The sequence below is a fragment of the Streptomyces sp. NPDC047917 genome (genome assembly GCF_043204345.1).
Classification (GTDB): domain Bacteria; phylum Actinomycetota; class Actinomycetes; order Streptomycetales; family Streptomycetaceae; genus Streptomyces; species Streptomyces sanglieri.
The window spans coordinates 350,713-363,034 of the sequence record NZ_JBIDCA010000007.1; the positions used below are offsets into that span (position 1 = coordinate 350,713).

At 73.2% G+C, this 12,322-nt stretch carries 12 protein-coding genes and 1 pseudogene; 10 read left to right on the top strand and 3 right to left on the bottom strand.

The window, feature by feature from the left end; translation table 11 throughout:
* Nucleotides 1–61: 61 nt before the first annotated feature.
* Genes ACGF8B_RS19425 through ACGF8B_RS19435 form a run of 3 tightly spaced genes read left to right on the top strand, consistent with a single transcriptional unit; the run spans nt 62 to nt 3,253 of the window.
* The gene (locus ACGF8B_RS19425; RefSeq protein WP_392739860.1) at nt 62–976 is read left to right on the top strand and encodes an SDR family oxidoreductase; all 915 of its coding nucleotides are present in this window, start codon (nt 62–64) and stop codon (nt 974–976) included.
* 37 nt (nt 977–1,013) lie between these two features.
* A complete protein-coding gene (locus ACGF8B_RS19430) occupies nt 1,014–2,207 on the top strand; it encodes an acyl-CoA dehydrogenase family protein (RefSeq protein WP_392739862.1) in 1,194 nt (397 codons plus the stop codon).
* Nucleotides 2,204–3,253 (top strand): Zn-dependent alcohol dehydrogenase, encoded by a 1,050-nt coding sequence (locus tag ACGF8B_RS19435; protein WP_392739864.1) that lies wholly within the window; start codon nt 2,204–2,206, stop codon nt 3,251–3,253. The genes ACGF8B_RS19430 and ACGF8B_RS19435 overlap by 4 nt, the downstream gene beginning before the upstream one ends.
* A gap of 18 nt (nt 3,254–3,271) precedes the next feature.
* Here ACGF8B_RS19435 and ACGF8B_RS19440 read toward each other — a convergent pair whose 3' ends face one another.
* Nucleotides 3,272–4,258 carry a GlxA family transcriptional regulator gene (locus ACGF8B_RS19440; RefSeq protein ID WP_392739866.1) on the bottom strand — a complete coding sequence of 329 codons (987 nt, stop codon included), beginning with the start codon at nt 4,256–4,258 and terminating at the stop codon, nt 3,272–3,274.
* Nucleotides 4,259–4,316: 58 nt separating this feature from the next.
* On the opposite strand from ACGF8B_RS19440, the gene ACGF8B_RS19445 reads away from it, so the two are divergent.
* The 3 genes from ACGF8B_RS19445 to ACGF8B_RS19455 all read left to right on the top strand — a co-directional run bounded on the left by ACGF8B_RS19445 (nt 4,317) and on the right by ACGF8B_RS19455 (nt 7,804).
* Complete coding sequence (locus ACGF8B_RS19445) at nt 4,317–5,618, top strand: MFS transporter (protein WP_392739867.1); 1,302 nt, start codon at nt 4,317–4,319, stop codon at nt 5,616–5,618.
* Nucleotides 5,615–6,106: a DUF2809 domain-containing protein gene (locus ACGF8B_RS19450; RefSeq protein ID WP_392739869.1), complete on the top strand. Its 492-nt coding sequence runs from the start codon at nt 5,615–5,617 to the stop codon at nt 6,104–6,106. Before ACGF8B_RS19445 ends, ACGF8B_RS19450 begins: the two co-directional genes overlap by 4 nt.
* Nucleotides 6,107–6,490: 384 nt before the next feature.
* Nucleotides 6,491–7,804, top strand: a complete 1,314-nt coding sequence (locus ACGF8B_RS19455; RefSeq protein ID WP_392740139.1) for an MFS transporter — start codon at nt 6,491–6,493, stop codon at nt 7,802–7,804.
* Between the two features lie 87 nt (nt 7,805–7,891).
* On the opposite strand, the gene ACGF8B_RS19460 is transcribed toward ACGF8B_RS19455, so the two are convergent.
* Nucleotides 7,892–8,635, bottom strand: coding sequence for a DUF6585 family protein (locus ACGF8B_RS19460; protein ID WP_392739871.1), 744 nt, complete (start codon nt 8,633–8,635; stop codon nt 7,892–7,894).
* Between the two features lie 115 nt (nt 8,636–8,750).
* Here ACGF8B_RS19460 and ACGF8B_RS19465 point away from each other — a divergent pair, with 115 nt between their 5' ends.
* Nucleotides 8,751–9,638, top strand: coding sequence for a LysR family transcriptional regulator (locus tag ACGF8B_RS19465; protein ID WP_392739873.1), 888 nt, complete (start codon nt 8,751–8,753; stop codon nt 9,636–9,638).
* A gap of 91 nt (nt 9,639–9,729) precedes the next feature.
* Here the strand turns inward: ACGF8B_RS19465 and ACGF8B_RS19470 are convergent, their stop codons facing one another.
* Entirely contained in the window at nt 9,730–10,344 is a 615-nt protein-coding gene (locus ACGF8B_RS19470; protein WP_392740142.1) for a flavin reductase family protein, read from the bottom strand.
* Between the two features lie 109 nt (nt 10,345–10,453).
* Here ACGF8B_RS19470 and ACGF8B_RS19475 point away from each other — a divergent pair, with 109 nt between their 5' ends.
* The 3 genes and pseudogenes from ACGF8B_RS19475 to ACGF8B_RS19485 all read left to right on the top strand — a co-directional run.
* A complete protein-coding gene (locus ACGF8B_RS19475; protein WP_392739875.1) occupies nt 10,454–10,840 on the top strand; it encodes a PadR family transcriptional regulator in 387 nt (128 codons plus the stop codon).
* Entirely contained in the window at nt 10,840–11,556 is a 717-nt protein-coding gene (locus ACGF8B_RS19480; RefSeq protein WP_392739877.1) for an HAAS signaling domain-containing protein, read from the top strand. Before ACGF8B_RS19475 ends, ACGF8B_RS19480 begins: the two co-directional genes overlap by 1 nt.
* A gap of 93 nt (nt 11,557–11,649) precedes the next feature.
* A pseudogene (locus ACGF8B_RS19485) lies at nt 11,650–12,261 on the top strand (phosphatase PAP2 family protein); the annotation flags it as partial.
* Between the last annotated feature and the right edge of the window lie 61 nt (nt 12,262–12,322).

A 12,322-nucleotide genomic window follows, 5' to 3' on the forward strand; every position in this document is an offset into this window, starting at 1 on the left:
CGTGGACCTGATGGCCCATAAAATCTAACGGTCCGTCAGAAACCGCGGGAAGGGGCCGGGCATGGGGAACTTCTTGGCAGGCAAGGTGGTGGCCGTCACGGGTGCCGGGCGCGGCATCGGGCGCGCGGTCGCGCTCGCCGCGGCGGCCGAGGGGGCGCGGGTGATCGTCAACGACTACGGCGTCTCCATCGAGGGCGGCGAGCCCAGCAGCGAGGTGGCCGAATCGGTCGTCAAGGAGATCGGGGCGGCGGGCGGCGAGGCCGTGGCGGTCGCCGACGACATCTCCACGATGGCGGGCGGGCAGCGGATCGTGGACACGGCGCTCGCCCGGTTCGGCCGGATCGACGGGGTCGTGTGCGTGGCCGGGATCCTGCGCGAACGGATGCTGTTCAACATGTCCGAGGAGGAGTGGGACCCGGTGGTCGCCACCCACCTCAAGGGCACCTTCACCGTCTTCCGGGCCGCGTCGGCGGTGATGCGCAAGCAGGAGGGCGGCGGCACCCTGATCGGCTTCACCAGCGGCAACCACCAGGGCAGCGTCGCCCAGGCCAACTACAGCGCCGCGAAGGGCGGGATCATCTCGCTGGTACGGAGCGCGGCCCTCGGCCTGCACAAGTACGGCGTCACGGCCAACGCCGTCGCCCCGGTCGCCCGTACCCGGATGTCCGCCAACGTCCCCATGGAGCTCAAGGAGATCGGCGAGCCGGAGGACGTGGCGGCGCTCGTCGTCTACCTGCTCAGCGAACGAGCCCGCCAGGAGAAGATCACCGGCCAGGTGTACACCGTCGCCGGGCCGAAGATCGCGGTCTGGGCCCAGCCCAGGGAGCTGCGGGCCGGGTACGTCGAAGGGGCGTGGACCCCGGAACGCATCGCGGACTTCCTGCCGGGGACGGTGGGCACCGACCCGATGCCGATGCTGGCCCGGCTGGAGGAGATGGCCGCGGCGGCGGCCGCGAAGGCGCGCCCCAACGCGTGAGGCCCCGCACGGCGAGCGGCAACGGTCAGGAGACACCGTGGACTTCACCTTCGGCCCCGACGACACCGCGTTCCGCGCGCAGGCGCGCGGCTGGCTGGAAGCGCATCTCGTGGGCGAGTACGCGGCGGCCGCGGGCACCGGCGGTCCCGGCAGCGAGCACGAGGGCGTCGCGGTCCGCCGCGCCTGGGAACGCGAACTGGGCCGGGACGGCTGGATCGGCCTCGGCTGGCAGAACCCGGGCACCGGCCACGGCAACCGCCGGGCGAGCCTCACCCAGCAGGTCGTCTGGGCCGAGGAGTACGCCCGCGCCGCAGCCCCCGCCCGGGTCGGCCACATCGGCGAAAACCTCCTCGCCCCGACCCTGATCGCCTACGGCAGCGAGGAACAGCAGCGGCGCTTCCTGCCCGCCGTGGCCCGCGGCGAGGCGCTCTGGTGCCAGGGCTACAGCGAACCGGACGCCGGATCGGACCTCGCCGCGGTGCGCACCGCCGCCGTGCCCGACCCGGGCGGCGGCCACCGGGTGACCGGGCAGAAGATCTGGACGTCACTGGCGAAGGAGGCCGACTGGTGCTTCGTGCTGGCCCGTACGGAGCCCGGCTCCCGCCGCCACCACGGCCTGTCGTTCCTCCTGGTACCGATGGACCAGCCCGGCAGGATCGAGGTGCGGCCGATCCGCCAGATGTCCGGGACCAGCGAGTTCAACGAGGTCTTCTTCGACGGGGCGCACGCCGAGGAGTGCGTCGGCGGCGAGGGCAACGGCTGGACGGTCGCCATGGGGCTGCTGGCCCTGGAACGCGGCGTCTCCACGCTCGTCCAGCAGATCGGCTTCGCCGCCGAACTGGGCCGGGTGGTCCGATCGGCCGTCGACAGCGGCGCCGTCACCGACCCGGTCCTGCGTGAACGTCTCGTACGGCAGTGGGCGCAGCTGCGCACCATGCGCTGGAACGCCCTGCGCACCCTCGGCTCCACCGGCGACCCGGGCGCGCCCAGTGTGGCGAAGCTGCTCTGGGGCGGCTGGCACCGGCGCCTGGGGGAGCTGGCCGTGCAGGTCAGGGGCGCGGCGGCGGCCGTCGGGCCGGACGACTGGTCGGCGAAGGCACCGTACGGACTCGACGAGGCACAGCGCCTGTTCCTGTTCACCCGGTCCGACACCATCTACGGCGGCTCGGACGAGATCCAGCGGAACATCATCGCCGAGCGGGTGCTCGGCCTACCGAGGGAGCCGAGATGAGAGGCGTCGTCTTCGACGGCAAGCGGACCGAGGTCGTCGACGATCTGGAGATACGCGATCCGGGCCCCGGCGAGGTGCTGGTGGCGGTGGCCGCGGCCGGACTGTGCCACAGCGACCTCTCGGTGATCGACGGGACGATTCCGTTCCCGCCGCCGGTGGTGCTCGGGCACGAGGGCGCGGGGGTGGTCGAGGCGGTCGGCGCCGGCGTCCGGCATGTCGCGCCGGGCGACCACGTGTCGCTGTCCACGCTCGCCAACTGCGGGGCGTGCGCCCAGTGCGACCGGGGGCGCCCGACGATGTGCCGCAAGGCGATCGGGATGCCGGGGCAGCCGTTCTCGCGCCGCGGGAAGCCGCTGTACCAGTTCGCCTCCAACTCGGCCTTCGCCGAGCGGACCCTGGTCAAGGCCGTGCAGGCGGTGAAGATCCCGGACGAGTTGCCGCTCACCTCGGCGGCCCTGATCGGCTGCGGGGTGCTGACCGGGGTCGGCGCCGTGCTCAACCGGGCGAAGGTGGACCGGGGTGACACCGTCGTGGTGATCGGCACCGGTGGCATCGGACTCAATGTGATCCAGGGCGCCCGGATCGCGGGCGCGCTGACGATCGTCGCCGTGGACGCCAACCCGGCGAAGGAGGCGGCGGCCCGGCAGTTCGGCGCGACACACTTCCTGACCTCGGCGGACGGGGTGCGGGACATCCTGCCGAACGGCGCCGACCACGCCTTCGAGTGCGTCGGCCGCACCGAGCTGATCCGTACCGCGATCGACCTGCTGGACCGGCACGGCCAGGCGGTCCTGCTGGGCGTCCCGGCGGCCACGGCGGAGGCCTCGTTCCTCGTCTCGTCGATGTACCTGGACAAGTCGATCCTGGGCTGCCGGTACGGCTCCTCGCGCCCGCAGCGGGACATCGCGCTCTACGCGGAGCTGTACCGGCAGGGCCGGCTGCTCCTGGACGAACTCGTCACCACCACCTACCCGGTGGAGGACTTCGACAAGGCGGCGGCCGACGCGCACGAGGGCCGGGTGGCGCGGGGAGTGCTGGTGTTCTGACCGGCCCGGCGCGCGCTCTCAGCCGCTCCCGGCGGCCCGGAACGTGCGCCGGTACACCGTCGGGGAGACCCCCAGCGCCGCCTGGAGGTGCTGCCGGAGCGAGGTGGGCGTGCCGAAGCCCGCGTCGCGGGCCACCTGGTCGATCGACAGGTCCGTCGACTCCAGCAGTTGCCGGGCCCGTTCGACCCGCTGCCGGGTCAGCCACTGGACGGGGCTGACCCCGACCTCCTCCCGGAACCGGCGGGTGAAGGTCCGTACGCTCATCGACTCCTGCCGCGCCATGTCGCGCAGCAGGATCGGCCGCTCCAGCCGCCCGAGCGCCCAGGTGCGCGCCGTGGTCGTGGTCGCGAACTGCGTGTCGGGCACGGGGCGCCGGATGTACTGCGCCTGCCCGCCGTCCCGGTGCGGGGGCACCACCGTGCGGCGGGCCACGTCATTGGCGACGGCGGTGCCGTGGTCGCGGCGCACGATGTGCAGGCAGAGGTCGATCCCGGCGGCGACCCCGGCGGAGGTGAGCACCTCCCCGTCGTCGATGAACAGGACGTCCGGATCGACCCGGACCTCGGGGAAGAGCCGCTGGAAGTGGTCGGCGTGCGACCAGTGGGTGGTGGCGGGGCGGCCGTCGAGGTATCCGGCGGCGGCCAGCACGTAACTGCCCGTGCAGATGGAGACCATCCTGGTCCCCGGCCGGATGTGGGTGAGCGCGGCGGCCAGTTCGTCGGTGAGCCTGCCCTCGTCGAAGACGGGCCCGAGTTCGTAGCTGGCGGGAATCACCACCGTGTCGGCGGTGGCCAGGGTCTCGGGGCCGTGCTCGACAGTGATCGTGAAGTCGGCGTCGGTGCCGACCGGCCCCGGCGGGCGGACGGAACAGGTCACGACTTCGTACAGACTGCGGCCCTCTTCGTGCGGCTCCTGGCCGAACGCGCGGCCGAATATCCGCTGGGGGATGCCCAGTTCGAAGGGAAGCAGCCCGTCGAGGGCCAGGACGGCTATTCGGTGCGGCATCGGCGGACTCCCTTTCCCCCTAGTGGTATAGACCTCAACCCTGATACATGTCACTCCTGTGAAGGAAAAGTCAGCGGAGCACCCGCGCATTCCCGCCGCCGAACGCGATGACGTACAGCCTCTTCCGCCCGGTTCGTCCTCCGCGCGGCTGATCGGCGACGGCCGGCCGGAGGGGCTCTGGAACCGTAACTTCCGGCTCTTCTTCGTCGCCCGTACCGCGGCGCTCTTCGGCGACGGCATGATCCCGGTGGCGCTCACCGCGGGCCTGCTGGGGGCCGGCCGCCCGCACTCCTCGGTGGGGTTCGCGCTCGCGGCCTGGATGGGGCCGCTGGCGGTCTTCGTCCTCTTCGGCGGTGTGCTGGCGGACCGGTTCACCCCCCGCCGGATGATGATCATCGCGGACGCGCTGCGGCTGGTCGGCGCCTCCGTGCTGGCGTTCTCCTTCGCCACCGGGAACCCCCCGCTGTGGGCGGTGTACACGCTGAGCTCGGTGGCCGGGGTGGGCGCCGCGCTCTTCCAGCCGGGCGTCGCCTCGACCGTGCCCCGGGTGGCCTCGGACGTGCAGCGGGCCAACGCGGTGCTGCGGGTCTCCGAGGCGCTGATGACCATGGCGGGCCCGGCCTTCGCGGGCATGCTCGTCGGGCTGGCAAGCGCCGGGGCGGTCTACGCGGCGAACGCGTCGACGTTCCTGGTCTCCGGCGTCTGCCTGTTCCTGCTGCGGCTCGCCCCGGCCCTCTCGGACGAGGCGCAGCGCGGCGGCTTCGTCGCCGAACTGGTCGACGGGTGGCGGGAGTTCCGGGCGCGGAGCTGGCTGTGGGGGGTGATCGCGATCTGGACGGTGTACGGCTTCACGGTGCTCGGCCCGATGCTGCCGCTCACCGCGATCGAGGTCACCGAGGCGCACGGCTCGGGGACGTACGGCGTGATGATGGCGGTGAACGGCGCGGGCAGCGTGGTCGGAGGACTGCTCGCCCTGCGGCTGAGACCCCGGCGCCCGCTCGCGGCGGGGGCCGTGGCGCTGACCGGGGTCTGTGTGAACCTGGTGGCGCTGGGGCTCGGGATGCCGGTGTTCGCGCTCGGGGCCGGTCAGTTCGTGGCGGGTGCGGCGTTCGCGTTCTGGCTGGTGATGTGGTCGACGACGGTCCAGACCCAGGTGCCGCCGGAGGCGCTGAACCGGCTGCACGCGTACGACGTGGCGGGCTCGTTGCTGATGCTGGCGGCGGGCCGGGCCCTGGCCGGACCGGTCGCGGACCGGGTGGGGGCGCCCGAGGTGCTGCTGGCCGGAGCGGTGATCAACCTGCTGGTGGTGGCGGTGCTGCTGACGGCCCGGCCGATCAGTCGGCTGGAACGGATCCGATGACGGGGGAGGGCGTCCCGGTGGCCTCGTCCCGTACGGCCGCGCGGGGCGTCGCGGGTCCGCGTGCGCGCGCGGTCGCGGCCCTGCGCGTACGCGCGGTCGCGGCCGGGGCCGCGGTGCTGACCGTCCTCGCCGGTCTGGGGGTCAGGGCGTTCGCGGCCGGCGACCTCGCCAAGTACGCCGGGGACGCGCTCTACACCGTGCTGGTCTGCGCCCTGGCCGCCGTGATCGCGCCCGGCGCACGCCCGGTGGTCAGGGCCGGTGCGGCGCTGGCGTTCAGCTGGGCGGTGGAACTGCTGCAGCTGACCGGGGTGCCGGCGGACCTCTCCCGCCACAGCACGGCGGCCCGGCTGGTGCTCGGCTCGACCTTCAACGCCCCCGACCTGTTCTGGTACGTGGTGGGCGCGGGCTTCGCCTGGGCGGTGTCGGCGGTGGCCGGTTCCGCGACTGCCTCTGCCGGTCGCGCGCCCCGGACTCCTGCATCTCGATGACCTCGAAGACAGGGGCGCCCCTCTGCCCGCGCACCGTCCCGGCGACGAGCAGGCCCGCCCCGACGACGGGCAGGAAGCGCCGGCGCGCTGCCCACTGCACGGAGCCCGCCGGATCGGTGCGCGACGAGGCCGGCGGGACCGGCTCCTCGGCCGACCGGCGATCGTGCGCACACGCGGCTCCGGCCGGCCGGGCCGGAGGGCGACGAGCCCGGTGGCCCGATTCCTGCGAACGGTGTCCCTCCGGCCACTCGTGAGGAGGTGCGCCGCGCCCCGATGCTGAGTGACGTGACCCAGACAACCGAAAGCGCCGCCGCCCGGGACGCCGCCCGGGGTGCCGCTCAGGACGACGCCCGGGACGACCGGCCGACAGCCACCGCAACTCCCGTGCTTCCCGCGGCTTCCGCGGTCCCCGCAGGTTCCACGGCACCCCGGCGTCCCTCCCGCCGGCGTGTTCACCGTGCCTGGATCGTCGCGGCCGTCACCTTCGTGACGATCATCGGCGGCGCCGCCTTCAACGCCCTCCCCGGCCTCCTCATCGAACCGCTCAACGCGGAATTCGGCTGGTCGCGCGGGGAGATCGGCCTCGCCGTCTCCATCGACATGGCGCTGTACGGGCTCACCGCGCCCTTCGCCGCCGCGCTGATGGACCGTTTCGGCATCCGCCGGGTCGTCGTCGTGGCGCTCAGCGTCGTGGCCGCCGGGGCACTGGCCGGCGTATGGATGACGGCCGCCTGGCAGCTGATGGTCTACTGGGGCCTGCTCGTCGGTCTCGGCACCGGTGCGATGGCGATGTCCTTCTCCGCGACGGTCACCAACCGCTGGTTCGTGGCCCGGCGCGGTCTGGTCACCGGCGTCCTCACCGCGGCGGGCGCGTCGGGTCAGCTCGTCTTCCTGCCGCTGTGTGCCTGGATCGTCGACCGGCACGGCTGGCGCCCGGCGTCGGTGACCGTCGCGCTCGCCGCCCTGGTCGTCGTCCCGTTCGTCTGGCTGCTGCTCCGCGACCACCCGGCCGATGCGGGGCTGGCCCCGTACGGCGGGGAGTACGCGGACAAGCCGGCGCCGGCGCGCGGGGCGGCGAGGCGGACCGTACGCGTCCTGATCGACGCGGCGCGCACCGGACCGTTCTGGCTGCTGGCCGGATCGTTCGCGATCTGCGGGGCATCCACCAACGGCCTGATCCGCACCCACTTCGTGCCGTCGGCGCACGACCACCACATGCCCATCACGGCCGCCGCCTCGCTGCTCGCCGTCATCGGGATCTTCGACATCATCGGCACGGTCTTCTCCGGCTGGCTCACCGACCGTTTCGACGCCCGCCGCCTCCTCGCCGTCTACTACTCGCTGCGCGGCGTCTCGCTGCTCTTCCTGCCCTTCCTGATGCAGCCCACCGTGCAGCCGCCGATGGTCTTCTTCATCGTGTTCTACGGACTGGACTGGGTCGCCACCGTCCCGCCGACCCTGGCCCTGTGCCGCGAGCAGTACGGGGAGGACAGCGCCATCGTCTTCGGCTGGGTACTGGCGTCCCATCAGGTGGGTGCGGCGCTGGTGGCGTTCCTGGGCGGGGTGGCGCGCGACGTGTTCGGTTCGTACGACGTGGTCTGGTACGCGTCCGGTGCGCTGTGCGCGATGGCGGCGCTGATGGCGCTGGTGATCCGGCGGGTCCGGGAACCTTCGGACACCGTCGCCGCACTCGGCTGAGGGCGCGGGTGCGGGGGCGGTGGACCGTGGTCGGGCTGCCGGCTGCCGGGGGTGGACTGCGGCCGGGCTGCCGGGGGTGGACCGTGGTCAGGCCGCCGGGCGGTGGCCGTGGAGGTGCTCGGCGACGGCCAGGAAGACGTGCAGGTTCGCGATGTCGCTGACCGCGGTGCTGCACCAGGCGCCGGATCCGCCCGACCCCGCGACGAGGATCCGGCCCGCCACGACCCGGATCTCCCGGACCTCGGACCAGGGGAGCAGGCCCTTCGCCCTGGCGGTCAGGCCGGCGTCGGAGAGCGAGAGATCCCCGAAGTTCACCGTCTCGCCCGCCAGGACCGATTCCAGGGCCGCCGGCCCCTGGGCCCGGAGGACTGCCTGCTGCATGTGGGGTCCCCAGGTCTCGGGGCCCTCGTAGAAGTGTGTGATGGTCGCGTGGTCGCGGCCCGGGCCCACCGCGGAGTAGACGTACTCGGTGGTCGTCGGGATGCCGTTGATGATCTTCCGGGTGATGTTCTGGTAGAGCCGTACGGAGTCCCAGCGGATGACGACCCGGCCGTCGCCGGACTCCGGGTGCACGATCAGCCCGTTCTCGAACAGGTGGAGGCGCTTGGCGGCCTGTCTTCGGCTGAAGTCCGGCGTCCGGCGCAGCCACCAGAGGAAGACCAGGCCGGGTATCACGAACAGCGCCAGGAGATGGATCGTCGTGAAGACGTAGAGGGCGAAGAGCGCCCTGTTCAGGCGTTTGGGGGTGAAAGTTCCCTGTAAAGAGCCGAGTTGATGGCCGGCGGCCAGTTCGACGGCCTCGGTCGGCAGGGTGGTCGGTGCGGCTGCCATGGACGTGTCCCCCGTGTCCTTGAGTGTTTGCCTGGCGTCCCTCGTGTCGAAGTTAGGGCCGGGCAAGGCATTCCACCAGCGACTAGATTGCATGTGAGCCATGCATGGAGGGAATGTGTTCGAGATCGACGCGCTGCGTCTGCTGGTGACCGTGGCCGAGACCGGATCGTTCACGAAGGCCGCGGTCCGGCTCGACTACACGCAGTCGGCGGTGTCCCGGCGGATCGCCTCGCTGGAGAAGGAGACGGGCGGGCCGCTCTTCGAACGGCTGGCCCGGGGCGTGCGGCTGAATCCGGCCGGCCACGCCCTGCACCGGCACGCGGTGGAGGTGCTCGCGCGCCTGGCGGGTGCGCGGGAGGAGATGGCCGCGATCCGGGCCGGGCGGGGTGGCCGGCTGCGCGTGGGCGCCTTCGCCACGGCCAATGTCTCGCTGGTGCCCGCCGCGCTGCGGGCGTTCGCGCGGTCCAGGCCGGAGGCCGAGATCGTCGTGGGGGAGGGCCGGACCGGCGAGTCGATGCGGCGCCTGACGGAGGGGGCGCTCGACCTGGCCGTGGTCAGCGACTACCCGTCCGGTCTGCCGCCCGCCGACGGCGTCACGACCGAGGTCCTGCTGGAGGACGAGCTGTTCGTCGTCCTTCCCCGCGAGCACCACCTGGCCGGGGCCGGGACGATCGACCTGCGCGAACTGCGCGACGAGACCTGGCTCCAGGACGTCTCCGCCGACCGGCCCATGATGCTCGCCGAGGTCTGCGGGCGGGCCGGCTTCCGGCCGAAGCGGATCATCAGGATCGGCGAGTGGACCGGCAAGTTCGGCTATGCGGCGGCCGGACTGGGAGTCGCGCTGGTCCCCTCACTGGCCGCCTGGGCGGTCCCCGCCGAACTCGCCGTATGCCGGCTCGGCGACCTCGCCCCGCACCGGACTGTGTATGCCGCACTGCCCGCCACCGCGCCGCTCCCGGCGGCACTGGAGCTCCGGGACCTGCTGCGCGACGCGGCAGGCTGAAAAGAGCGGCGCGGGCCGGGAGGTGCGGCGCGGGCGGTGCGGGGTGGCGCGGGTCGGAAGGGTGGCCGGCCGCTCCGGCCCCGGCGCGGGCTCACCCGCCGAGCGGCCCGAACCGTCCGAACGTCCCCCGGTGGAACAACAGCGGATCGGCGCCGTCCACCGCCCCCATCGCCGCCACCCGGCCGACGACGATCAGATGGTCGCCCCCGGTGTGGACGGTCTGGATGCGGCAGTCGATCCACGCCGGTACGGAGTCCAGCACCGGCGACCCGGTCGCCGGTGCCGCCTCGTACGCCACCCCCGCGAACTTGTCCGCGCCGCTCACCGCGAAGCTCCGGCACAGCGCACCCTGGTCCGCGCCGAGGATGTTGACGCAGAAGGCCCCGGCGCGTGCGATGCGCGGCCAGGTCGTCGACGTACGGGCAACCATGAACGTGACCAGCGGCGGATCGAGGGAGAGCGAGGCGAACGACTGGCAGGCGAAGCCCGCCGGGCCCGCCGCGTCGTCCGGGTCGTGTGCGGTCACGATGGTGACACCGCTGGCGAAGTGCCCCAGTACGCGCCGGAATTCACCCGGCTCCACGGGCGCCCGCTCGTTGTCGGAGACCGCTCGCAGATGCGGGCGCGGCAGTGGATCGACCGGCGCCGGTCCGGCGGTCGTGGCGGCGCCGACGGACCTGAGGTACCGGACGGCGATGGCGGCCATGCCTGCGTGTCCCATCACCCCTCGATTAGAACTGACACCACGTCAGTTGTGAAGGGCCGGGGACCGGCGGCTTCGACATGCCTGTGCGCTGCAAGGTACATTGCATTGCATGGAACCAGGTGATCCGAGCAACCGCACCGCGAGCAAGGCCGAGAGCCAGCTCCGCAAGGGAGTGCTGGAGTACTGCGTGCTCGCCCTGATGCGCGACGGGGCGCGGTACGGGGTCGAGCTGTTGCGGGAGCTTGAGGAGACCGGCGCGCTGGCGACCAGCCAGGGCACGGTGTATCCGCTGCTGTCGCGGCTGCGGCGGGACCGGCTCGTCGACACCACCTGGCAGGAGTCCGCCTCGGGTCCCCCGAGGCGCTACTACGAGCTGACCGAGGCCGGACGTGCCGCGCTCGCGGAGTTCACGGGAACGTGGCCCGCGTTCCGGGATGCCGTCGACCGACTTCTCGTGCCGGAGACGGGCACGCGGGCATCTGGAGAGACACAGTGATGAACACCGAGAAGCCGCAGAGCGCCGCAAGCACCGGGAGCTCCGCCGGCGGTGCCGGGGACGCGTTGATACGGGACTACCTCGCGGCGGTCGGGCGCGAGGCGTCGGCACTTCCCCCGGACCGCCGGCAGGAGCTGGTGGCCGATCTCGCCGAGCACATCGAGGTCGCGCTCGCCGAACGGCCGGACAGCGGCCGGGAGATCCTGCGCGAACTGGGCGACCCCCGCGACATCGCCGCCACCGCGCTCCAGGAGTCCGGGATCGCTCCGGGGCCCGCGCCCGGGACCACGGCCTTCCCCGCATCAGGTCCCGTCCCCGCTCCGGGCCCCGCCCCGGTTTCCGGGAAGGCGCCCGCGCGCCGTTCGCCCGTGTGGCTCGTGGTGCTGCTGCCGGTGCTCGCCTTCGGGCTCGGCTACCTCTGGGTGCCGCTCGGCTTCGCGCTGAAGGTCACCGGGGCCGTGGTGCTGTTCCGGTCCCGGTACTGGACGCCGTCCCAGAAGTGGACCGGCTTCGCGCTGACCGCGCTGGCCCCCTCGCTCATGAACGCCGCCTGGTTCTTCTTCAGCTACCCCAACGATCCGCCGCAGTCCGCGTACTGGACGGCGATCGTGGCGACGGCCGTCGTGACGCTCGCCGGCGCGGCCTGGCTCTGGCGGGAGCACGAACGGGATCAGCAACGGGAGACGGAGCGGGAACGGGACGGCGCGGTCGCGTAGTTCCCCGGCAGGGCCCACCCCCGACGATCGTCGGGGGTGGGCCCTGCCGTTCGGCCCGGGTCCGCGGCTCCCGCCGCTCCTAGGTTCACGTTCATGAGACGAGAAACCGGAAGCAGGGCCCGTACCCGTTCCCGTACCCGGACGGCACGGCCGTTGTCGGCCTGCGTCGTGCTGGGCGCGGGGGCGGCAGCCGTCGTGGGGCTCGCGCCGGGCGGGCCGGGTGCGGCCGACGCCGTGGAGGTGACGGGCGGCGCGTCGGCGTCCGCGTACCGCTCGGTGACCGGGGCGGTGGCCGACGCGCCCTCCTGGGCGGGACCGCTGCTGGAGACGGCCACCGACGGCACCCTGGTCGTCCTCGGCCTGCTGCTGGTGTGGGTCTGGTGGAGCGCCGTACGGCGCGCGGACACCAGGGCCACCGCGGGCACGGTGCTCACCGGCATCGGCACGGTGCTGGCGTACGCGGTGAGCGAGGCCGTGAAGCTGGTGGTGGACGAGGAGCGGCCCTGCCGGGCCCTGCACCGCATCGCGGAGACGGCCGCCGAGTGCCCGCCGCCCGGCGACTGGTCCTTCCCGAGCAACCACGCCACCCTCGCCGCCGGCCTCGCCGTGGGCCTGGCCGTACTGCGCCCGCGCCTCGCCGCCGTCACCCTGCCGGTGGGCGCGGCGGCGGCGCTGCTGAGGGTCGCGGTGGGGGCGCACTACCCGCACGACGTGCTGGCCGGCGCGGTCCTCGGGGCCTCGGTGGTGGCGGCCGTGCTGCTGGCGT